Here is a 23,151-nt window from a genome sequence, read left to right on the forward strand (position 1 = left end):
CGAAGAAACGGTCTGCACTATTGTTATTACACGATTTAAATGAAATTCAGACCTTTGACTGAAAACTTTGTTCATAAAGTTGTAATTTTCAAAAAACGATAAATGAGTAGTCATGAACATCCTTTATTTTTTTCATATTATCCCCAGTTCATCACATAAAAATAGATTAGTTTACACAAATGACTAAAAGTAATCCCTTCATTCGTTAACAGGCCTGAATGTAGTCACTATTATTTCTTCGATTCCTTTTAGAATCATCGATAATTTTTTACTTTGTTTTCTCTTTTCACATTTGAAAGCCCAGACTGTAATAAAAGATGTTTGTTGTTACTTGCATTTCCTTTATTTCTTCATAATCAATCCAAATATGAATCCTGAACAATCAAGCTCCTCAAACGAAAAAAATGCCTTGCAGCTTATTATGTGCAAGGCATTTTACTTCATAACTTATTATCGAACACGTTTTTCTACAAGAAGCTTTAAAGCTGTACGTTCCTCACCAGCAATTAAAATATCGGCAAACGCCGGTGCGCAAATTAAATCTGTGCCACTTGGCGCTACAAATCCGCGTGCAATGGCCACTGCTTTCACGGCTTGGTTAAGTGCACCTGCCCCAACTGCTTGCATTTCTGCTTGCCCTTTTTCTCTGATTACCGCGACTAATGCACCTGCAACTGAATTTGGATTAGAGCGTGATGATACTTTTAATGAATCCACAATTATTCCTCCCCGTTTCGCGAATAGTGTTTACGCTCAACAACTCATGTCCCCCTTTTTTGGACCTCAAGTTATTGTCGATAGGTCATTTTATGCTCGGTAAAAAGGAAATAGACTATTTTCATTTCTTATATATTTAAATAAATCAAAAAAGACTGAAAATTCTTGTTAGAAAATTACTATGCCAATGAAATAAAGGTGCCGTTTTAAATCACTGAGGGCTCCTTGACAAAACGAGGGGATGATTTCCGTTCCAGGCTACTCGCTTTCCTGTGGGCGAGCGTCGAGCCGCTTCCTCCGCTAAAGGAACGAAGGCTAAGTGCGTCACGTCCTGTGACAATGCCTTCGTGACCAACATCGTGTTGGCCTCAGGGTCTCGCCTGTCTCGCTATCCAAAACGGGAGTCGAGTAGCCTTCCACTGCAATCAACAATAGTGTAGAACTTTTATAAAATTTAAGTATTTCAAAAGTGAACGAAAATGGTTACTCTTCAGAATAGAAACTTATAACAGTAAAGACGATTGTATATCTGTCGTTGCGGCAGCTTCTCTTTCGCTCAAAAACACATCTTGATGAAGCTTCGTTTTATCACTATAAATTAGAGTGACATGCCAAAAATTCATACTGAGTGAAGAGGTTGATTGGAGTGGAGGCTGGGCGACTCCTTGGGGATTAGCGTCACAGATGAGACCCTAGAACGAGCAACGCGAGTGAAGCTGCTCATCGGACGGGAAATCACCCAGTCGGAACGGAAATCACCCCCTCGCTTTGCCGAAGAGCCATACTTTAATTTCATTGACATAAAAGTTTTTCAACATAAAAAAACTATTGTGGCATTTTTCATACACAATAGTTTCTCTCCTTATCCTTGAAACGGATAATCTTCGTTAATATAAATTCGCTCACAATGTTTGGCTTTCCCTGTTTTATCATCAATCTCTACAAAGAACCCACTTAACACATCGCGTCCTTTTTTCGGCACTTCAAAACGGGATGGCATATTTGTTTGGAATTTATAAATAACACTTTCCTTCGTCATCCCCAATATTTCATCGTATGGGCCTGTCATACCAACGTCAGTAATATAGGCTGTGCCCTTTGGATAAATACGTACATCGGCTGTTTGTACATGGGTATGTGTCCCAACGACCGCCGAGGCCTTTCCATCTAGATGCCATCCAAGCGCAATCTTTTCACTTGTCGCTTCGGCATGAAAATCCACGAATACAAGCGGTGACGTTTTATGCGCTTCTTCGATTAATTTCTCAGCCATCGCAAATGGATCCTCATGAGGAGGTAAAAACACGCGACCATGAAGATTAATTACAGATAATGTTACACCGTTTTTTGAAATTTGCACCATTCCTTTACCTGGTGCTTCACTTGAGAAGTTTGCCGGGCGTATTAAATAATCTGCATCATCTATAAAATCAAAAATATCTTTGTTGTCCCAAGTGTGGTTGCCCATCGTAATAACATCTACACCCATTTGCAATAGATCATTATAAATATTTCGCGTAATTCCACGACCTGCTGCTGCGTTTTCACCATTTGCAATAACAACATTTGGATTGTATTTTTTCTTCAAGCGAGGTAAATATTTTTCTACAGCATCTCGCCCTATTGAACCTACAATATCACCTATAAATAAAACTTTCATTTTTACAATACCACTCTTTCTATCCATTACGCCTTACAGTCATTTTGGTTTCCTGCTAATGATATTGTGAGACCTACTCTTCATTACACACACCAAGAATAACCGCTACTTTGCTTTCATTGACGATCAATATCATCATTAATTGTAACCTCAGTAAGAACATTAAGCAAAAAAAATATAAAACACTAATTATTCGGCAGTTCACTAAATTATTTTATTCTTTTTCAAATTAACATAAATAAGTGTTGAGGATAAATTGAGCCAATTCATCTTTACTAGCCTAAAAAAGAGTAATTGCTTCACATTCCTATTAATAAGTTTGACCTTTAATAGATCCGGATACTTTTTTACAAATGATTGTATCTCTATTTTGATATCTTGTCTGACTCTACTTGTCTGTATACGATGCAGAATCACAAGCAAACCTTCAAATTGATAATTTAAAAAGCTATTTTTTACTTCATTATATACACCGCTTATTTCCAACTCTATTTTTAGCTTTTCATACAATACATCATACTTTTGACGTACATTTATATTCGTCCCTCTCGTTAATGAGTTTTGATTACCAACATTATAGTAATATAACTGCTTCGGAACATAGCAAATGGCTTGATTTTTTATGACGGCTCTCGTAATAAAAACTGTATCTTCTGCAAAACTCATATCTTCATCAAATCGTAAAGCATGTTTATCTAAAAAGGCTTTTAAATATAATTTACAGCTAGCAAAGCCAAAATGCCTTTCTCCTATTTCAGTAAATAACTGATTTAAGCAATCTACTGCACTAACAGAACAATAATCATGCGATGAATAATTCAATTTCCTACTACCAGTCATCTCCTGCCAATATAAATCACACTTTGCAATATTCGATCCCGTTAAACGACAGGCAAGATACAATTCTTGGAGCATTGTTACCTCAATCCAATCATCTGCATCAACAAAGGTGACATATTGACCATTTGCATGCTCAATGCCTAAATTTCTTGCCTTACTTACCCCTCCATTGGGTATATCAAAAACAGTGATTCGTCCATCTTCTTCTGCAAATTTACGTAAGATCATCAATGATTGATCACTACTACCATCATTAATAGCAATAATTTCAATGTTTTTTAACGTTTGCCGACATATGCTAATTAAACATTTTTCTAAATATTTTTCTGCATTATAGACAGGAAGGATGACACTTACTAAGATTTTGGGTTCCAAAATTTTGCGCCTCCCCTATTAACAAGAATGACTTTTAACTGCTCAAGCCATTTTTTTCTCTTCTCCTTGTTTAAGCCTACACATAATAGGCTAACGCACACAATTACACTATAGTAAAAAATATATAGAATGATTGAAAACCAAGTAATTGTTGGATTTGCTACTAGCCATAAAAGCTTTATTAAACTAATAGCAAGTCCAAATGCTAGCGCTAACCTTCCTACCGCTTTCCAAAATCCATAAATATCTAATTTTATTTTCTTATAATAATAAATATTCATGACCACTACATTGCCAATAAATAAGGAACACGCTGTGACAATTGCTGTGCCAATTTTTCCATAATAATAAATAGCAGGAATTGAAATAAAAATATTCCCCAAAGCTACACTTATTAATAAAATCGTTCTAAATTTAAATAAATTTTTTGCCTTCAACACACTTAATCCCAGGTTTTGTATGAGGTCTATGATAAAAGGCATCATAATGATTAGCACAATATAATAGACGGCTATAAATTCTTTTCCTAACCATAACGTTAAAAATTCTTTTCCAAAAAGAAAAAAGCCTCCCAAAATATAGCCAACTACTAAAAACTGCATGGATCCTACTTTTATAAATAATTTATTTATTTGCTCTAACCCGTCTTCTTGTGTCACTAACATCGAGATACGAGGCAAAAATAAACCGCTGATTGCCAAGGCCAGCGACATAAAAATTAAGACAATTTGTATAGCAACTGCATAAATTGCCACATCCTCAGTTCCCTTTAATATTCCTAAAAGAACTTGATCCGTTTGCCAATAAATTTTGTCGACAATAACCGTAATAAAAATAAATATGGCATAGACGAAGATTTCCTTTATAAATGCTTGATTATTCAATTTAAACGTAAATTTAATAGCCAATACTTTTAGACAGAATATGGCATCAATTAGTAAAAATAATACATTGTAGATGGCTACAATATAAATCAACGTAACAGCACTCGTACCCTGTAAAAGAAAAAACAACATTGTTAAAGGCTGTATAATGACCTGTAGTAATGCTGTTAATTTAATAAAAATGAATTTTTCATAGGCTTGTAAAATAGAGGAAAATACGCTTAGTGGAAATTGTGCTGCCAAGCTTATTGTCATAATATAGCCCATGATCTTGGCTTTATTTAGCTGCTCAACAGTCAAGCTTTTTCCAAAAATAACGTCCACTTGTGAAAATAAAAGGAAGCCAATTAATAATGTAATGAAACCAATGCCAATAAATAATTTTAGAAAGAAACCATTTAACGACGCTTCTAATGCTTTATCATCCGTCGCTCGGTTTCTAGAAATATAGCGTACAATGGCGTTGCCTAACCCTAAATCTAAAATGGAAAGGTAGCCAACAAGTACAATCATAAGTGAATATAGACCGTACTCTTCTTGACCAAGTTTCGAGATGATGATTGGCGTAAATATTATGGAAGAAATAATCGTACAACTGATTGTTATATATGAAAGAACTGCTGCAATTTTAATTTCTTTCATCAACACACCTTTTCTTTATTTTGAATAACTTTTAGGTAACACCATTGGATACAATGATTGATATTGCTCTATTACCTCTTTAATATTAAAATTAGCTAGCACATGTTCTCTACCAAGTTTTGCCTTTTCAGCATATTGCTTTGAACTATAATTTAATGCTTTATTAATGGCTTGAGCTAACGCATTAGCATCCTTTGCTGTGACCGTCTCACCAAATTCTCTCACTAAATATTTGCAATCACCAACATCTGTCGTGATACAGCATGTTCCACTCGCTAATGCCTCCACTAATACATTTGGTAATCCCTCACCTGAGGAGGATAAAACAAACAGATCTGCTGCCGACATTAACTGAGATATATCATCTCTACCGCCTAATAAAAAAATGACATCCTCTAAATGGGCTTCCTTTATCATTTGAAGTAACTCACTATTGTTCGCATCTATTTCAAACCCTACTAAAAACATATAAAAATCCTGTCTTTCAAGCCTTAACAGCTGTAAGCTAGCAATTAAATTTTTATAATCCTTTAAAGGATCCCATCTGCCAACGTGTAATAAAATATGACGATTCTCTACATTAAAATGCTCGAAATAATATTGCCTCTTAACACTCGGCATAAATAAATCCGTATTAATGCCATTGACGATGACCTTATGTTGATGACTATCATAGCCAATTTCTTCATGAATCTCTTTTACTTTTGGACCACAGGAAATAATAATATCCACCTTTTTAGATAATCTCGCACAAAGCTTTGCAATTAAGATAGTTGTCCATTTGTTTTCCTTTTTATCTAAATTGCTATGATGAATCCCCCAAATTAGCTTTTTTTTGCGAACTTTTGAAATAAGATAACCCAATAAGTTTGAATGGTACATCCATGTTTGGATAATGTCGCTGTTTTTACATACTTTAAAACACTTTAGGAATGAGCGTAGAAAATTAGCTCTCAAATCACAAATATAAACATTAATATTTAATTGCTGTTGAATTAACTCACCATACACACCCATTTCGGTCAAACAAATAACATCTACCTCATACAAATCCCTGTCAACAGATTGCAATAATCGGTAAAGCATAGTTTCCGCTCCACCGAAGCCAATCGCGGTTATAATGTGAGTAACTTTAATCTTTTTTTGTATACAATCATCCTTCTTTTAATTATGAGTTTAGATTATATTTGCTTATATTAGGGCCTAAAGGGGTAGTGCTTTTACCTGAACGAATTCTTGGTTTTGAATGTTGTACATGAGCGGTCTACCCGAGCAGTTCCTCCGGTTACCTGACTATTTAAGAGCCCTTACCGAGCGAAGCTTAGATTACTTGAGTATTTATGGCTTCATTTTATATGTAGTACGTACACATCTTTTGTGCAATATCTTCTGCATTCAATCCTTTATTGTCGATTCCATTAATTATATTGCTTAGTTCAATCGGTTCGTTTTCTTTAATGATTTCATGTAGCCAATCTTCAATATTTCCATTTATATCTAAATACTGAATTAAACCAATATTAAGATCTACTGCTCTTGGTACAGTTGCAGAAACAATTGATGGCGTGCCACATACTTGTGCTTCTAATAGGACAATTCCAAATCCCTCATATTTAGATGGTAAAATAAATTTATCGAACAACTGAAGAAGATTGATAATATCAGCACGTTGCCCTAACAGTTTTACAGATTCCTGTAATTGATTGCGTTCGACCAACAAACGGATTTCTTCCTCTAAAGGACCCTCTCCAATAAATATAAATTTATAATTAATACCTTTTTGCTTTAATCTCGTTGCAAGTTTCAATAAAAACTGCTGATTCTTCACAGGAACAAAACGTCCAATATGTCCTAAAACTAAATCATTATCGCGAATTCCTAATTCTTTTTTTAATAATTTCTTTTCTGCCTGTGAAAGATATTTTATTTTGTTAATATCCATTGGATTAAATAATATGTCAAAGGGTTTCTCTCCAAAACAAAATTCCCCTGCATGTGCACTACATGCAACTAGCTTCGTCGCATTCATGACACTTATTTTTTTTAGGAAAGACAAAAGATATTTATTACTCCATTCTTCAGCAACATTTGTATGACTGTGTAACACTCTACATTTAACGCCAGCCAAACGTGCCGCTAGCAATGTAAAAATAGCTCGATAACCCGTATGATCATGGACTGCATCATATCCATTGTCTTTAATTATTTTGTATATTTTCATCATATAGGCAAGAGGACCTTGCTTTGTGATATATTTTTGATAAAACAATTGGGAACCTTGTTCTATAAAAGAGTCATGAGATCTTCCCTTATTAAACACGACAAAGTCAAAGTGGTACAATGACTTATTTGTATTAGCTAAAATGTCTAAAATCATCGTTGTAATGCCACCAAAATCTGTAGTCGGAATAATATGCAAAATCTTCTTCATAGATTTTTTAGTCATCCTTACTCTACCCCATAATATTGATCATACATATTGCGCTTCATTTTAAAATTATTTAATACAATTCCCAAAATATTGGCTTGTGAAATTGTTAATATGGACTTTGATTTTAAAACTGCGGCTTTCCCAACTGCGCCAGAATTGACAATCAGTAAGGTTCCATCGCACTTATTGGATAAAATTTGTGCATCAGATACAAATAATAAAGGCGGAGCATCGAAAATAACGATATCGTATTTTTCTTTGGCGATCGCCAGAAAAGATATCATTGTTTCAGATGCCAGTAGCTCTGTTGGATTTGGTGGAATTGGTCCACTTGCAATAATGTCTATCCCTTCTACAAACGTTTTTTGGATCACATCTATAAACTTTTCCTGCCTAGATAATATAGAGGAGAGGCCCACACTATTGGCGAGATGAAATGTATGGTGGAGAGTCGGCTTACGCATGTCCGCATCGACAATTAAGACCTTCTTCTCCTCTTGTGAAAAAACAACACCGATATTCGCTGCATTTGTAGACTTTCCTTCCCCCGGAATAGAGGAAGTTACTAAAATAGTTTTCACATCTTGATTTGGCTGTGCAAATTTAATATTTGTACGAATCGTCCGAAACTGCTCAGATGGAATGGATTTAGCATCAGAAACAGTAACTAGCTTGCGAGCCATCAGTGATTTATTCCTCTTTTTCCTTCGCATCGAAAACATTATGGGTTCCCCCTAGGCTTAGACTTTTTCCCTACTTGCGACTCAATATTACTGACCACCCCGATAACCGGTAATGATAAAATTTCTTCGATATCACGTTCAGTTTTGATTGTTTTATCAAATGTTTCCATAATATGAGCAAGCACGAGGGCCAGAGAAAAACCAACGATAGTTGCTATGAGTATATTTAATATTTTGTTTGGTTTAACAGCTGCTGCATTTTCACTTGATTTCGCTACTGACAAAATATTGATATTGTCCACATGCATGAGCACAGGAATTTCTTCTTTAAAAACTCCGGCGACGGTATTGGCAATTTCTACAGCCCTAGACTCTTTCTCATCTCGTACACGAATATTCACTACTTGAGAATTACTCGCACTAGAGACGTCTATTTGATTCATTAATCGTTCAGGTGTGGTCGTTAACGACAGCTTATCAATCACCTTCGTTAAAATAGCGGGGCTTTTAATAATGACGTTGTACGTATTGATTAACCGAAGATCCGTATCAACATTTTGTGCCCCTACTAGTTGCTGATTATCATAGCTTTTTTGATTCACGATTATTTGTGTTTCCGCTTCATATATGGGTGTTAAAATAAAAAAACTTAACATAGCAGCTATACCTATCGACAACATTGTAAGCACTAGGATAAAGAACCAGCGTTTTTGCAATGTTTTTACTATACTTTGCACTGAAATTTCTTCATTCACAAAATAGATTCCCTCCTACAAATGCGGATTATTGTAATATTAATTAAGTATATTAAGTAAGTCTTACAGTTATTCGGTAAAATATTTTTACAATAACTAAGTCGAATTTTTATTTCTGTCAAATCCGCTTACTACGAAGACAAGTATATGAAGCACATTAAAATAGAGAATTTCAAATGTAGATACACCAAGTGCAGCAACAACGACGAAGACCGTAAACACTAGCTGTTTGTCCATTTGACTATGGCCTTTCGCAATCGAAATAAGAAAGACAGCATAACATACTAGCGACAGTAAGCCCGCCTCCTGCAATATATTGACAAATGTATTGTGGGCATGGGAAACTCCAATTGCCCATAGTGATTCAGCACCATGTCCCCAAAAATTAAAATGCTCAAATACATATTTCCATATTTCAAGACGACCATCTGTAATATTTGTAGATTTTTTCTCCATTTTCAAAAGAATACTTTGAAACGCCTTCTGCATCATTTCAACTTCATTAATAGCTATTTCTAGTATTAAACAAGCTGCTATCAATAAAAAAATAAATTTTAATAATGGTAAAAATCTTTTTTTCATCCTTTTTACTACTAAGACAATCATTACTATTGTCACAATGGCAATTGTTAATAATGATGTACGTGCGTTTGACAGCATAATGACATACAAAGCAAATAAATAAATAATTGTATAAACCCCTAAAAGAATAGTTAATTTCAGCTGCCGGTGCCCCTCCAGCATCGCCACTATTATTTCATATAGCTTCATAAGAACCACAACCATCAAACCAATCATAGAAAATCCTAATGTATTTGGATTTTCAAATATCCCTGAAAAAGCACCAAACATAAAATGATTTTCTTGAAAACACAAAATAAGAAATGGTATATATGCTAATAAAACACCATTAAGGACAACTTCTTTCACATTCTTTCTCACGATATCATTAAAGAAAATCGCTACTGCTAAAAAAATGCAAAATAGCTGAAGACTATTTTTTAATAGCCCTATGTCCTGATTGACCCCTGCGGAAACAACACAAAAAAAAGTATATGAACTAAAAAACAGGCTGGCCTGTACATTTTGGATGATTATTTTTTTATGCATTAGAAAGGATAGAAGGATTATTATTAGGCTAATTAACAATGTTAATTTATGATAAATCCCTTCAACGGGTTGCATTAAGCTCATAAATATAAGGGCGCTAAACAGTAGCGTGGAACACAATTTCATCTAAAAATCACGCTCAATTCTAGTTAGATTGAAAAAAAAGCCCACCATTTCTTCGTGTAGATTTTGTCCAATTCAAGCGGAAGTATCGGCTTGTTTGCAATGACAAGTGCATTATTCTTTAAGAGTTGATCGACAGCATCTAGCTCCTTCTGCTTTTCAAGGTAATTGAGAGCTCTGTTATAAAGAAATGGCCTCGATGTTACATTATGCGCGTCGGATCCAAATGTATGAATATAATTCGCTCTCACTAACGCTAACGATAAACGCTGTACCTCTTTACCATAAAGACCTGTTAAACTTCCAGCCGTTATTTGCGTTAATGCACCTTCTCGAATCAATATTTCAAGTCGCGTCGGTTTTTCTCTAATGGCGTAGTTTCGTTCAGGATGCGCAAGGATTGGTGTATAACCCGCTGCCTTCAACAGAATAATCATTCTTTTCGTATACGCAGGGATTGTGCTAGAGGGTAATTCTAAAAGAATGTAGTTAGAACTCGCTAATGTATGAAGTTGCTTTTGCATTATCAAAGTATGTAGTTCTTCATGTAAACGCACTTCATGCCCTGTATGCAGTATGATTGGTATCTGATGCTTCTCTAATTCTTGTCGTAGATATATTGTTTGCTCCTCTACAAGTGAATAATTAACATGATATTGAGGATGCATCACATGCGACGTACAAATTATTTCTGTTATTCCTTCACTAGATGCTTGCTGCAACATCTTTAATGATTCCGCTTTATTTTTTGGCCCATCATCAACACCGAATAATAAATGTGCATGTATATCAATCATCTATATCACAACTTTCTTCTTTAATGACTGATTATCTAATTAGCCTTCTTCTCTTTTATGAAAAATACTTGTTAAACATGACTAACATAGTGCTTTTTTCTAGATATGTATCAGATGTTAAAGTTCAATCTGTGTTTCGGGTTAATCTAACTATCGTTTAGGCCTTTCTATCCGTCGCTTTGACCTTTCTATCCATCATTTCCGCTCTTCTATCCGTCGCTTTAGCTCTCTTATGATAGAAACAATAAAAAAGAGGCTTCTCTAGATTTTCATCTAGAGAAACCTCTAACTTTCAATATTATTTCGCATACTCCACTGCACGTGTTTCACGAATGACTGTTACTTTAATATGACCTGGGTAATCAAGTTCTTCTTCGATACGCTTACGGATATCTCGCGCTAAGCGATGTGAAGCCAAGTCATCAATTTTTTCAGGTTGTACAATAATACGGATTTCACGACCAGCTTGAATCGCAAATGATTTTTCTACACCATCATAGCTTTCAGAAATTTCTTCTAACTTTTCAAGTCTGCGGATATAATTTTCAAGTGTCTCACTTCGAGCACCTGGACGAGCTGCTGATAATGCATCAGCTGCAGCTACTAAAACAGCGATAACAGATGTTGCTTCTGTATCACCATGGTGAGAAGCAATACTGTTTATAACGACTGGATGTTCTTTGTATTTTGTTGCTAACTCCACACCGATTTCGACGTGACTACCTTCAACTTCATGGTCGATTGCCTTACCAATATCATGTAATAAGCCTGCACGACGAGCTAATGCTACGTCTTCACCAAGTTCAGCAGCAAGCAGGCCTGATAAATACGCGACTTCAATTGAATGTTTTAGAACGTTTTGTCCATAGCTTGTACGATATTTCATGCGGCCTAAAATCTTCATTAAATCTGGATGTAAATTATGAATGCCAATTTCAAATGTTGTTTGCTCACCAGTTTCGCGGATTTGTTCATCCACTTCACGACGAGCTTTTTCCACCATTTCCTCAATTCGAGCAGGGTGAATGCGGCCATCCTGTACAAGTTTTTCAAGTGCAAGTCGAGCAGTTTCACGACGAATTGGATCAAAGCCTGATAAAATAACCGCTTCTGGAGTATCATCAATAATTAAATCTATACCTGTTAACGTTTCCAGCGTACGGATATTTCGACCTTCACGACCAATAATACGACCTTTCATTTCATCATTTGGCAAGTTCACGACAGATACTGTTGTTTCTGCAACATGGTCTGCTGCAAAGCGCTGCAGTGCCAGTGATAAAATTTCACGTGCTTTTTTATCTGATTCTTCCTTCGCACGTGTTTCAGCTTCCTTCGTCATCACAGCAATATCAGTTGCTAGCTCTTTTTCTACTTCTCCTAAGATAATAGCTTTTGCTTCATCTCTAGTTAAAGCAGAAATTCGTTCTAGCTCTGTTTTTTGCGAGGCAACGAGCTCGTCCACTTTGCTTTCCATCTGTTCAATATGCTGTTGTCTTTCGGCTAGAGCCTGTTCTTTTCTCTCTAAGCCTGCTTCTCTCTTATTTAGAGCATCATCTTTGCGATCAAGATTCTCTTCTCTTTGCAATAAACGGTTCTCTTGTTTTTGAAGTTCTAAACGACGTTCACGAATGTCATTTTCTGCTTCAGTACGAAATTTGTGAGTTTCATCTTTGGCTTCAAGTAGTGCTTCTTTCTTCAATGCCTCCGCTTCTCGTTTTCCTTCTTCAACGATTGTTTCAGCAACATGTTTAGCACCAGTGATTTTTGAGTCATTCACTTTTTTCATGTAGATATAGCTAACAGCGGCACCAACGATGAGTCCAAGCAAAGCGGAGATGATAGTAATTCCATCCATATGAACACCTCCTCTTGCTATTTGGGTAATACAGTTTCAGTAGGCGCATACATTGCATTGCCTATTTAAAGTCATAATTCAGAAATTATACATATTTAATTGTATAGCTAGCCTCAAGCTCTGTCAAGGATAGTCGGGCATCTGTTCGCTCTTCTTAAGAAAAAAGTAAGTCACCTCCATTAAGAGAATTAATTCCCACTACTTTTACACTAACCCATATTTATAATTTTTTGTTAAAGATATAAAAAGCAGTACATAGATAAACACATTTTTATGATGACGTTCTATCCGTCGTTTCGATAATTCTATTCATCCTTATTTTCCAGTATGTATAAATACAAAAAAAGCATTGCTCTCACTCTTAAGAGTGGGAACAATGCATCTTAACTTATTTCAAATAAGTTAAAAATTATTTTTCGTCTTCAAGTAGAAGTTGTAACTCTTCGTCCATTTCTTCCTCTTCATCATGCGCAGCAATTGTGTAAGAAGCAGATGCCATGCCATAAGAAGCACGGATTTTATTCGCGATATCTTCAAGGACTGCTGTATTTTCTTTTAAATACTGCTTGGCATTTTCACGACCTTGACCAAGGCGCTCATCACCGTAAGCATACCAAGACCCACTTTTTTGAACGATGTCTAATTCAACACCTAAATCGACAGTTTCGCCCTCTTTTGAAATGCCTTCACCGTACATAATATCAACTTCAGCTGTACGGAACGGTGGTGCTACTTTGTTTTTCACAATTTTAATTTTTGTACGGTTACCCATTATGTCATTGCCTTGTTTAATAGCTTCCGCACGACGCACTTCTAATCGAACAGAGCTGTAGAATTTAAGCGCGCGACCACCAGGTGTTGTTTCTGGATTACCAAACATAACACCAATTTTTTCACGTATTTGGTTGATGAAAATGGCAATTGTTTTTGATTTATTAATAGAACCTGAAAGCTTACGTAATGCTTGAGACATTAAACGAGCTTGTAGTCCGACATGAGAATCACCCATATCTCCTTCAATTTCAGCTTTTGGAACTAAAGCTGCCACGGAGTCAATGACGATGATATCAATAGCACCACTACGTACTAAAGCTTCTGCAATTTCAAGTGCTTGTTCTCCTGTATCTGGTTGTGATAATAATAATTCATCAATATTGACACCTAATTTTTGTGCGTAAATTGGATCTAGTGCATGCTCGGCATCGATAAATGCTGCTTGTCCGCCCTTTGCTTGTACCTCTGCAATGGCATGAAGAGCAACCGTTGTTTTACCTGATGATTCAGGGCCATATACTTCAATAATACGTCCACGTGGATAACCGCCAACACCTAATGCAGCATCAAGTGCTAACGAACCACTTGAAGATGTAGCGATTTCTAAATCCGTCTTTTCACCAAGTTTCATGATAGAACCTTTACCAAAGTTCTTTTCAATTTGTTTTAACGCCTGTTCTAAGGCTGCTTTACGATCACTCATTCCTTTTCCTCCTTCAAAAACTGTTCACTGTTTTTCTCTATCTCTACTATACTTGTTTTTAAGAGAAGACGCAAGAAAAAAGCGAACATTTATTCGTTTTTTGTTCAAAATAAAAATTTGGGTAACTTTTCTCTACCCAAATTTCTATTTTCACTTCTATTAGTAGCGTTTTGTAAAGCCTCTTTCTTCCAAAAGTTGCATTAAATAATGACATGTAAACTTCACCGTACGCAGTCGATTTGTATTACGCATGCCCGATAAATGAAGTAAATACGTAATTGGCTCTTCATCACCAATTGCAATACCAATCCAAACCGTCCCTACTGGTTGATGATCATGTGCCGTAGGACCTGCCGCACCTGTTAATCCAATACCTATATCCGTACCAAATTTTTTACGTACTGTACTAGCCATGGCCGCTGCACATTCACTGCTTACAATCCCATGTGTATCTAATAATTCTTTAGAAATACCGAGCTGCTTAATTTTAGCCCCTTCTGTATACGTAACAACGCCACCGACAAGGGCATCCCCTACACCTGGTATCTCAGCAAGCTCTGACTGAAATAACCCTGCTGTTAAACTTTCTGCCGCAGCAATTGTTAACTTATTATCTAGTAACATTTCTACTGTTTTAGAGGCAAGAGAATCATCATCGTTGCCGTATTGATAGTCACCAACAAGCGCTTGAATCTCTGCCACCTTTGCGGCAATAAGCTGCTGCGCTTCTTGTTCCGTTTCTGTCTTGGCAGTTACACGTAATGTAACCTCGCCGTCAGAAGCAAGTGGAGCAACAGTTGGGTTTGTTTGTGAATCTAAAATATCTTGGACACGTACTTCGAGTTCTGCTTCACCGATTCCATAAAAGCGCATAACGTGAGATGCAATAACCCCTCCAGTATTTAACATCACACTAAGCTTCGGCTTTGCCTCAAACTGGAACATCGGCTCAAGTTCTTTGGGTGGTCCTGGAAGCAAAATATACGTATGCTCATCTTTTGTTAGTATCATGCCAGGTGCCATACCGTGATGGTTGGCAAGGACCTCACTACCTGCTAGTATTAAAGCCTGCTTACGATTATTTTCCGTCATTGGACGTCCTCGTTTTGCAAAAAATTGCTCAATATACGTCAGTGCGATCTCATCAAATTCGAGTGAAACGCCAAGATGACGAGCAATCGTTTCCTTTGTTAAATCATCCTTTGTAGGACCAAGCCCACCAGAAAAAATGATTAAATCAGCACGAGTCTCTGCAACAGCAATAGCCTTTTCTAAACGTTGCGCATTATCCCCTACAACAGTGTGATAATACACATTTATCCCTAACTCAGACAACTGGTTAGAAATAAACCTCGCATTTGTATTCGTAATTTGACCAAGCAATAACTCTGAGCCAACTGCAAGAATTTCAGCATTCATGATCCCCAAGACCTTTCTTATTTAGACTCAAGTAAGACACGTCGATTTAGATAGAAATAATCCCATCCAGACCATACTGTAAAGAACAATGCAATATATAGCATAATTTCATCAAATGGAATACCAATAAGTGTAAAGATTGTATTGTGTAAAAGCGCTGCTGCAATAGCCATAATTTGAGTCCATGTTTTAATTTTACCAAGCTGATTTGCCGCAACAACTTCTCCTTCGCCTGCCAATATTAAACGAAGACCTGTTACCGCAAACTCACGGCTAATAATAATTATTATGATCCAGGCAGGCGCCATATCAAGCTCTACCATTAAAATAAAAGCTGCTGAAACTAGCAACTTGTCCGCTAGTGGATCTAAAAATTTCCCAAATGTTGTCACAAGATTATACTTACGTGCATAATAACCATCCACCCAATCAGTTGTTGAAGCAAAAATAAAAATAAGTGCACCTATAAAATGATGAACAGGCATCTTCGCACCGAATAGTGACATTGTTCCCCAGTTGAAATCAAACATCATAACAATGACAAAGAACGGAATAAGTAATATTCGAGAGATGGTAATTTTATTTGGAATGTTCATTTTTCTAACACCTTTCATGATGAAAGAAAGTAGTCATCACTAGATGACTACTATTCTTTATTGAAATTGATGACGATGTTTTGCGTTACAATTTGCTGTGCATACGTTAAAAGCTCGTCATTAATATATATCTTAGCTTGTGCTGAATTACCTAAACGGATACGAGCGTAATTTTGAGATGTTGCGTCGAATTCCACTACTTCTCCTGCATTATATACACGTGTATCTTTCAGTAATTCCTGTTGCTGTTGATTTCGAATACCAATAAATGTAGGGCCTGATACCTCAATACGTATTTTAAATGTATCCGTGCCTGCTAACGTATAAGAAGTCGTAGCTCCATCCGCTTCAATAGCTCCAGCTGAAATCGATTGCTTAACCTCTTCAGCTTGTTTTTCATCAGGTGTTTCCTTTGCTGAATCTTTTGAATCTTGTTTAGCATTCGCTTGAGCTTTTTTATCTTCTTTTTCTTTTTCTTTTTCTGTATCTATTGGTTTTACTTTTGTATCATATTCTATTTCTGATGGAATATCGTCTTTAACATCTGGCATTGCATTATTTTTAGACTGCATTAGCACCCAAATCACCACAATAATGACAATGATAAATAAACCAACGATTATTTTTGGCATTGACTCCATCATTTTATTGGAAGGTCCCTTTGAAACTTTTCTTCTACTTGGGCTATTCGTCATCGATTGACTTACTTGATCATTTTTTGTACCTGGCAGTTCGCTCTTATAGGTTTCTAAAATTTCCTCTGCGTTCAAACCTACAGCGTCTGCATATTGTTTAATAAAAGCTCGTACATAAAACGAACCAGGCATAATCGAATAATTGCCCTCTTCAATTCCTACTAAATAACGCTTTTGAATTTTCGTTATTTCTTGTAAATCGTCTAAGCTGTAGCCTTTAGACAGTCTCGCCTCTTTCAGTCGAGTCCCCAATTCTGCCACTCATAACACCTACTTTAATATTAAATTAAAAATTAAAATCCTCCAAATGAATCGGATTCGGACATCATATGGTTTTTTTCCATTATTTCATACGTAATTTCTTCATCTGGGTGATGACGTAATTCAATGATATAATCAAAATCCTCAATCTTATATTCTGAATGCTGAACAAACATATCTGGATGCTCGACGACCTTAATAGAAGGCATACTCATCATTTCACGTACTAGTTGCAAATGCCGTTCATCAGACGAACGACGCGTCACAATGCCATCTAATATAAAAATATTATTGTCACTGAATTCATCACCAGCGAGTTTATTACGGACAGTCTGCTTAATCATTGTAGATGATAAAAAAATCCATTTTTTATTGGCACATACACTAGCCGCTACAATCGACTCTGTTTTCCCAACACGAGGCATTCCTCGTATTCCAATGAGCTTATGCCCCTCTTTTTTAAAAAGCTCGGCCATAAAGTCAACTAAAATACCAAGTTCATCTCGTACAAAGCGGAAAGTATTTTTTTCATCTGCATCTCGAGGAATATAATGACCGTGCCTCAGAGCTAAACGATCACGGAGTTTAGGTTGTCGAAATTTGGTAACGTTGATATGTTCCATTGTCGAAACAATTGTACGAAAACGTTCAATTGCCTCATCGTTGTCTGTATGCACTAACATACCACGTCGATCCTCATCGACACCATTTATTGAAATAATATTGACCCGAAGCATCCCTAAAAGTGAAGCAATATCTCCTAATAATCCAGGGCGATTCACCTGAATTTCATATTCAAAGTACCAATCGCTCAAACACACTCGTTCCCTTCCTATTAGTTAACGTAAAAAATCCTTTATAAGTTCCATCATAGCTGATTTTTTATGTAATTAAAAGTTCGAATATATGGAATTACGGCGTTATTTTTAAAAACTTACTATTTTTTTTAAAAGCATTCAAAATAGGCTTACATACGTTCCCTTTTCTATGCGAAAATTGCTTTTTTATATAGAAAAAAGAGGAGATAAACTCTCCTCTTTTTTTACTGCACATGCTTATTTTGTACAAGTTTAACGACACAATTCGCCAATGCTTCTTTTTCATCTTCAGAGGCAACGCCCCATAAATCCGACAGCACTCGCTCTTGTTCATTTTTAGGATCGACATTTGTCGCCAAATATTCTCCAATTTGTACCGCAGCCTGTTGAATCAATTTCTTTGGCATACCGCTTGATTCAGCCTGCATAACATTTTGTCCTAAAAACGATGTCCATTTTTGCCAGTTTTCTAAAATGGTCATATGTTCCTCCTCCTTTACACATGTAGTATGTGCAAAAAAGAAAATTATATGTACCAACCACCATTTAATCGAATTATTTGTCCCGTAACATAATCTGCTTTTCCAGAAAGATAGAAGCGCACCATTTCAGCAACATCCGTAGTTTGCCCAATTTTACCTAACGGAATGTCTTCTAAAATATATACAAGCTCCTCTTCACTTAAATGACTATTCATCGATGTATTAATAAAGCCCGGTGCAATAGCATTAACACGAATTCGTGACAATGCCGCTTCTTTCGCATAGGACTTTACAAAAGCATGCTGTGCTCCCTTTACAGTGGCGTAAAGTGCTTCACCAGCAGACCCAGCTTCCCCCCAAATGGAACCGATAAAAAGTACGTAGCTGACATCATGAGCGCGAAGCTTTGATGAAAGCAATGCCGTTAGACGCATAGGATTTTGTACATGCACACGCCATAATGCTTCCATATCCTCCACTGTAGTATCTTCAAGTAGAGAATAATGCGCCTGACCATTTGCAAAGACAATCGCTTGCACATTAAAAATTTGAGATGCTAGCGATTGAGCCCCAGATATTTTCGAAAAATCCCCCTGTACAAGCATAAACTCCTGTGTAGGGAAATTTTCTGAAAGAGAGCAGTATAAAGCCTGAGCTGCTTTCTCATTGTTTGAAAAGTGTATGTAGATGGACCAACCATCATCTGCCAGACTCCGACAAATAGCACGGCCAATCTCACCCGATGCACCTAACACGAGGGCAAACTTTTTCACTGTTCGCCCTTCTCTGTAGGTAAAATTTTAAAGACAGTTTGTTGAGCTTCACCTTGAATCGAAGAAAATGCTTTTTTCAAATCATCAATCGTTAGTTCTTCAAGTACCGGCACGACATCGAACAAATTCATATCATTAAACGAATAACGTGTAAATTGGTTTGCGATAAATTCAATAGAGTTCAGTGCACGTAAGAAGAAACCGATTTTTTTACGTTTCACTCGTTCCAAATCGGCGCTTTCAAATTGTGCATTTCCTTCATGCTTTGCCAATTCTTCTTTAATTGCCTTTTCCAATGCAGCAGGTTCTGTTGAATCTGAACCAATCATAGCAAAACCAAAACCATTTTCTAACGTAAAATCAAAGGCATACGTTTCATCAATTAAACCATCTTCATAGACACGCTCATAAAAATTAGATGTACGTCCAAAAATAAGTTCAAGTGCAATTTGAACAGACAGCTCATGCTTTAACATATCACGACCAGAAAGATTTGTTTCTTTTGCTTTTAAGCCTACATAGACCTTAGGCTTTTGGACATCCATATGCAATTCACGCTCTTTGACAGCAACCTCTGTTGGCTCCTGATCAAAGAAGCGTTGAATTGGAGTTGGTTCAGGGAATTCTTTTTTGTTTTGATCGTCACGAATAAACGTCATCATTTCATTAGGATCTACGTTACCTATGACAAATAATAACATATTGGACGGATGATAAAATGTATTGTAGCACGTATATAAATGCTCCGCCGTAATGCCGTCAATCGACTCTATTGTACCAGCGATATCGATTTTCACTGGGTGATTATGATACATATTTTCGATTGTACCAAAATACAGGCGCCAATCTGGCTGATCATCGTACATCGTAATTTCCTGACCAATAATGCCCTTCTCCTTATTGACTGTGGCCTCTGTAAAGTAAGGCTCTTGAACAAAATTTAATAATGTTTCAGTACTTTTGTAAATATTGTCTGTCGAAGAAAATAAATACGCCGTACGTGTAAATGACGTAAAGGCATTGGCCGAAGCACCATATTCACTAAACTTTTGGAAGACGTCTCCATCTTCTTTTTCAAACATTTTATGCTCTAAAAAGTGGGCAATACCATCTGGCACAGTAATACTTTCTGTTTCACCCATTGGCATAAATGTACGGTCAACAGAGCCGTACTTTGTTGTGAACGTCACAAATGTTTTTGAAAAGCCCTTTTTCGGTAAAATATAGACATCTAAGCCATTCTCTAGTTTTTCATAATACAAAGTTTCATCTAATTGTTTGAATTCAATTGTTTTCATTGTGCGGCTTGCTCCTTTCCACATAAGAAATAGACCGCTTCTAGCTGTACTTGCTTCGCCATTTCAACAACATCTTCCTTCGTAACAGCTTTCCATTTATTTGCCCAGGTTTCAACAGCGAATTCCTCAGGTAAATCTTTATATTGGTCAAAAATTTCTATTTGTCCTCGGGCTGAATCCAATGATTCTTTTAGCTGATTCGTCAGCATTGCCTTTGTTTGCTCTAATTCTAAATTCGTAATATCGCCTGCTTGCATAACAGCAAGTTGTTCCTTAATAAGTGATAGTGCCTTTTCTTCATTCTTTGGTTCGATGCCAGACACAACAAAGACTAAGCCATAATGTGATGCATATGAGCTAGACGCATAGTAGGCTAAACTTTCCTTTTCGCGAACATTCATAAATAATTTGGCATGAGGATAACCACCGAAAACGCCGTTAAAGATTTGCATTTTTGCGAAATCTGGATCACCAAATCGTACTGGTGTACTAAAGCCAATATGCATCTTTCCTTGCTTCATGTCTTGTTGTTCACGTACATAATCATTTTGTGGATGCTGTTGTGGAAGTACAGCAGGAATTTCTTCAGGTGTACGATCATTAAATGGTAGCGCTTTTTTCAACTTCGCCACGATTTCGTCTTCATTGATATCACCTGCGACATAAATGTCTATTTTATCGTTAGCAAGCATGGATTGGTATGCTTCAAACAATGATGCTGAGGTAATATTTTGAATGTCCTCGACAGTTCCATTAGCAGAAATAGACGCCGGTTCATTCGGTCGTAAAATTTGCTGAAGGCGTTGCTGTGCAAAACGAGATTTATCGTCAAAAATGGATTCAATACGCTGAATAACCGTTTTCTTTTCACGTTCTACAATAGATTCCTTAAATACACCGTTTTCTAAATTCGGTTCAAATATTGCTGTGTGCAATAAACCAAGCACTTCATTTAAAACACTTGTATTTGCCAAGTAATGATCATTAACGGCTTCTACATTCATCAGTACTGTATGTTCATTGCCACGCTTAGATGTGTCAAAATACAACACAGTGCCATACAAGTCATCTAAAAAACTACGGAATGCGGCTGTTGTTGTATATTTGGCATTGCTGTGTTGCAATACATTTGTTAACACCGTGCGTTCAGAGGCACTTTTGGCAGTTAATGCTCTTCTCCATTTAATTGAGAAGTTTACGGTTTTAAATTGGGTTGTTTGTCGGATATGCAAATTGACACCTTTTGCAAAAGGTATTGTTTTAAACATATGGGAACCCTCCTATCTTTCTTAATATAACAATGTACTACACATACTATACATGTCTATTGTCTATAATTGCAAAAAGAATCCAAAGTATGTATATATATATGTAAAATTACATTAGGTTTGTTGAAAAAGATTAATTTCCAACCTTTATTTTCCCAAACATTAATGCTATGTACAAGAAAAAAGACTGAGCATTTTCGCCCAGTCTTCCTCGATAGATCTGTTTTTATTAACGTTTACCCTTAATATAAGGTTGCCCACTAGCCTTTGGTGCATTCGCTTTACCGATAAATCCTGCTAATGCAAAGATTGTTAATACGTACGGTAAAATTTGTAGGTAAACTGCAGGAATATCTTGAATGTAAGGAATTTGGTTTCCTGCAATACTTAATGTTTGGGCTAATCCGAAGAATAATGCTGCACCTAGCGCACCAATTGGATGCCATTTTCCGAAAATCATTGCCGCAATCGCCATAAAGCCTTGACCAGCAATTGTTGCATGTGAGAAATCGCCTGTAATAGATTGCGCGTACACTGCACCACCAAGACCGCCTAATGCCCCAGAGATGACAACAGCAATATAGCGCATTTTATTAACATTTACGCCCATTGTATCTGCAGCCATTGGATGTTCACCAACAGCGCGTAAACGTAAACCAAATGGCGTTTTATAAATAATAAACCATGCTCCAAAAGCTACTGCAAAAGCTAATATAGATGTACTGTAGACATTTTGGAATAATAACGGACCAAAGAATGGAATATCCTCTAAATAAGGAATTCCAAAACGATCTATTGATCGGATAATCATATCTGTTTGACCTTTATCATAAATCATTTTTACTAAGAATACGGATACCGCTATACCTAGTAAATTGATGGCAACCCCTGACACCGTTTGATCAGCACGGAAGGAAATCGAAGCAACGGCATGGAGAAGTGAGAAAATTCCCCCAACAATGACAGCTGCCAGCATTGCCACCCAAATGGTTGCTTCACCGAATGTTGAAGCATATTCTAAATTGACATAAATACCAACAAATGCACCAACAATCATTAAACCTTCTAGTCCGATGTTTACAACACCAGAACGTTCAGAGAATACACCACCGATTGCTGTAAAAATTAAAGGTGTCGCATAAAGAATTGCAGAAGGGATGATGAAATATAACATTTCTAAAAAGCTCAT

Annotated in this window: 21 protein-coding genes; all 21 read right to left on the reverse strand. The window is 36.5% G+C overall.

The features are described 5' to 3' along the window. Positions 1 to 450 precede the first annotated feature (450 nt). The 21 genes from BFJ97_RS02580 to BFJ97_RS02685 all read right to left on the reverse strand — a co-directional run bounded on the left by BFJ97_RS02580 (position 451) and on the right by BFJ97_RS02685 (position 23,151). On the reverse strand, positions 451 to 717 hold the full coding sequence (locus BFJ97_RS02580; RefSeq protein ID WP_010858535.1) for a stage V sporulation protein S: 267 nt from the start codon (positions 715 to 717) through the stop codon (positions 451 to 453). A gap of 862 nt (positions 718 to 1,579) precedes the next feature. Beyond that, positions 1,580 to 2,377, reverse strand: coding sequence for a TIGR00282 family metallophosphoesterase (locus BFJ97_RS02590; RefSeq protein WP_068983083.1), 798 nt, complete (start codon positions 2,375 to 2,377; stop codon positions 1,580 to 1,582). A 204-nt stretch (positions 2,378 to 2,581) separates the two neighbouring features. Beyond that, on the reverse strand, positions 2,582 to 3,592 hold the full coding sequence (locus tag BFJ97_RS02595) for a glycosyltransferase family 2 protein (RefSeq protein WP_223552639.1): 1,011 nt from the start codon (positions 3,590 to 3,592) through the stop codon (positions 2,582 to 2,584). After that, on the reverse strand, positions 3,574 to 5,118 hold the full coding sequence (locus tag BFJ97_RS02600) for an oligosaccharide flippase family protein (RefSeq protein ID WP_068983084.1): 1,545 nt from the start codon (positions 5,116 to 5,118) through the stop codon (positions 3,574 to 3,576). The genes BFJ97_RS02595 and BFJ97_RS02600 overlap by 19 nt, the downstream gene beginning before the upstream one ends. A gap of 15 nt (positions 5,119 to 5,133) precedes the next feature. Beyond that, positions 5,134 to 6,267 (reverse strand): glycosyltransferase, encoded by a 1,134-nt coding sequence (locus tag BFJ97_RS02605; RefSeq protein WP_368072732.1) that lies wholly within the window; start codon positions 6,265 to 6,267, stop codon positions 5,134 to 5,136. A gap of 202 nt (positions 6,268 to 6,469) precedes the next feature. Then, positions 6,470 to 7,564 carry a glycosyltransferase gene (locus tag BFJ97_RS02610; protein ID WP_068983085.1) on the reverse strand — a complete coding sequence of 365 codons (1,095 nt, stop codon included), beginning with the start codon at positions 7,562 to 7,564 and terminating at the stop codon, positions 6,470 to 6,472. Positions 7,565 to 7,566: 2 nt separating this feature from the next. Beyond that, complete coding sequence (locus BFJ97_RS02615) at positions 7,567 to 8,271, reverse strand: CpsD/CapB family tyrosine-protein kinase (RefSeq protein WP_068983086.1); 705 nt, start codon at positions 8,269 to 8,271, stop codon at positions 7,567 to 7,569. Continuing rightward, entirely contained in the window at positions 8,271 to 8,987 is a 717-nt protein-coding gene (locus BFJ97_RS02620) for a YveK family protein (protein WP_068983087.1), read from the reverse strand. Before BFJ97_RS02620 ends, BFJ97_RS02615 begins: the two co-directional genes overlap by 1 nt. A gap of 96 nt (positions 8,988 to 9,083) precedes the next feature. Then, the gene (locus tag BFJ97_RS02625; protein ID WP_254660103.1) at positions 9,084 to 9,917 is read right to left on the reverse strand and encodes an O-antigen ligase family protein; all 834 of its coding nucleotides are present in this window, start codon (positions 9,915 to 9,917) and stop codon (positions 9,084 to 9,086) included. 329 nt (positions 9,918 to 10,246) lie between these two features. Beyond that, the gene (locus tag BFJ97_RS02630) at positions 10,247 to 11,017 is read right to left on the reverse strand and encodes a tyrosine-protein phosphatase (protein ID WP_068983089.1); all 771 of its coding nucleotides are present in this window, start codon (positions 11,015 to 11,017) and stop codon (positions 10,247 to 10,249) included. A 298-nt stretch (positions 11,018 to 11,315) separates the two neighbouring features. Continuing rightward, the gene (rny, locus tag BFJ97_RS02635; protein WP_068983090.1) at positions 11,316 to 12,875 is read right to left on the reverse strand and encodes a ribonuclease Y; all 1,560 of its coding nucleotides are present in this window, start codon (positions 12,873 to 12,875) and stop codon (positions 11,316 to 11,318) included. Between the two features lie 409 nt (positions 12,876 to 13,284). Continuing rightward, positions 13,285 to 14,352: a recombinase RecA gene (recA, locus tag BFJ97_RS02640; protein WP_068983091.1), complete on the reverse strand. Its 1,068-nt coding sequence runs from the start codon at positions 14,350 to 14,352 to the stop codon at positions 13,285 to 13,287. 159 nt (positions 14,353 to 14,511) lie between these two features. After that, positions 14,512 to 15,771, reverse strand: coding sequence for a competence/damage-inducible protein A (locus BFJ97_RS02645; protein ID WP_068983092.1), 1,260 nt, complete (start codon positions 15,769 to 15,771; stop codon positions 14,512 to 14,514). A gap of 17 nt (positions 15,772 to 15,788) precedes the next feature. Continuing rightward, positions 15,789 to 16,367 (reverse strand): CDP-diacylglycerol--glycerol-3-phosphate 3-phosphatidyltransferase, encoded by a 579-nt coding sequence (gene pgsA, locus BFJ97_RS02650; RefSeq protein ID WP_068983093.1) that lies wholly within the window; start codon positions 16,365 to 16,367, stop codon positions 15,789 to 15,791. A 50-nt stretch (positions 16,368 to 16,417) separates the two neighbouring features. Next, complete coding sequence (locus BFJ97_RS02655; protein WP_068983094.1) at positions 16,418 to 17,323, reverse strand: helix-turn-helix domain-containing protein; 906 nt, start codon at positions 17,321 to 17,323, stop codon at positions 16,418 to 16,420. Between the two features lie 32 nt (positions 17,324 to 17,355). Beyond that, positions 17,356 to 18,138, reverse strand: a complete 783-nt coding sequence (locus BFJ97_RS02660) for a DUF3388 domain-containing protein (RefSeq protein ID WP_068983492.1) — start codon at positions 18,136 to 18,138, stop codon at positions 17,356 to 17,358. A gap of 227 nt (positions 18,139 to 18,365) precedes the next feature. After that, entirely contained in the window at positions 18,366 to 18,623 is a 258-nt protein-coding gene (locus BFJ97_RS02665) for a DUF3243 domain-containing protein (protein WP_068983095.1), read from the reverse strand. A gap of 44 nt (positions 18,624 to 18,667) precedes the next feature. After that, positions 18,668 to 19,396: an elongation factor P 5-aminopentanone reductase gene (gene ymfI, locus BFJ97_RS02670; protein ID WP_068983096.1), complete on the reverse strand. Its 729-nt coding sequence runs from the start codon at positions 19,394 to 19,396 to the stop codon at positions 18,668 to 18,670. Next, positions 19,393 to 20,694, reverse strand: coding sequence for an EF-P 5-aminopentanol modification-associated protein YfmH (yfmH, locus tag BFJ97_RS02675; protein ID WP_068983097.1), 1,302 nt, complete (start codon positions 20,692 to 20,694; stop codon positions 19,393 to 19,395). Before yfmH ends, ymfI begins: the two co-directional genes overlap by 4 nt. Further along, entirely contained in the window at positions 20,691 to 21,962 is a 1,272-nt protein-coding gene (gene yfmF, locus BFJ97_RS02680) for an EF-P 5-aminopentanol modification-associated protein YfmF (RefSeq protein WP_068983098.1), read from the reverse strand. Before yfmF ends, yfmH begins: the two co-directional genes overlap by 4 nt. Positions 21,963 to 22,191: 229 nt before the next feature. Further along, positions 22,192 to 23,151, reverse strand: a complete 960-nt coding sequence (locus BFJ97_RS02685; protein WP_068983099.1) for an ABC transporter permease — start codon at positions 23,149 to 23,151, stop codon at positions 22,192 to 22,194.

Source organism: Lysinibacillus xylanilyticus (genome assembly GCF_001708185.1).
Taxonomy (GTDB): domain Bacteria; phylum Bacillota; class Bacilli; order Bacillales_A; family Planococcaceae; genus Lysinibacillus; species Lysinibacillus xylanilyticus_A.

Coding starts and splice junctions, on each gene's coding strand:
- yfmF (WP_068983098.1), bottom strand. CDS start 21,962: ATGTTTAAAACAATACCTTTTGCAAAAGGTGTCAATTTGCATATCCGA.
- BFJ97_RS02630 (WP_068983089.1), bottom strand. CDS start 11,017: ATGATTGATATACATGCACATTTATTATTCGGTGTTGATGATGGGCCA.
- rny (WP_068983090.1), bottom strand. CDS start 12,875: ATGGATGGAATTACTATCATCTCCGCTTTGCTTGGACTCATCGTTGGT.
- BFJ97_RS02615 (WP_068983086.1), bottom strand. CDS start 8,271: ATGTTTTCGATGCGAAGGAAAAAGAGGAATAAATCACTGATGGCTCGC.
- BFJ97_RS02610 (WP_068983085.1), bottom strand. CDS start 7,564: ATGACTAAAAAATCTATGAAGAAGATTTTGCATATTATTCCGACTACA.
- BFJ97_RS02685 (WP_068983099.1), bottom strand. CDS start 23,151: ATGAGCTTTTTAGAAATGTTATATTTCATCATCCCTTCTGCAATTCTT.
- recA (WP_068983091.1), bottom strand. CDS start 14,352: ATGAGTGATCGTAAAGCAGCCTTAGAACAGGCGTTAAAACAAATTGAA.
- BFJ97_RS02645 (WP_068983092.1), bottom strand. CDS start 15,771: ATGAATGCTGAAATTCTTGCAGTTGGCTCAGAGTTATTGCTTGGTCAA.
- BFJ97_RS02590 (WP_068983083.1), bottom strand. CDS start 2,377: ATGAAAGTTTTATTTATAGGTGATATTGTAGGTTCAATAGGGCGAGAT.
- BFJ97_RS02665 (WP_068983095.1), bottom strand. CDS start 18,623: ATGACCATTTTAGAAAACTGGCAAAAATGGACATCGTTTTTAGGACAA.
- pgsA (WP_068983093.1), bottom strand. CDS start 16,367: ATGAACATTCCAAATAAAATTACCATCTCTCGAATATTACTTATTCCG.
- BFJ97_RS02600 (WP_068983084.1), bottom strand. CDS start 5,118: ATGAAAGAAATTAAAATTGCAGCAGTTCTTTCATATATAACAATCAGT.
- yfmH (WP_068983097.1), bottom strand. CDS start 20,694: ATGAAAACAATTGAATTCAAACAATTAGATGAAACTTTGTATTATGAA.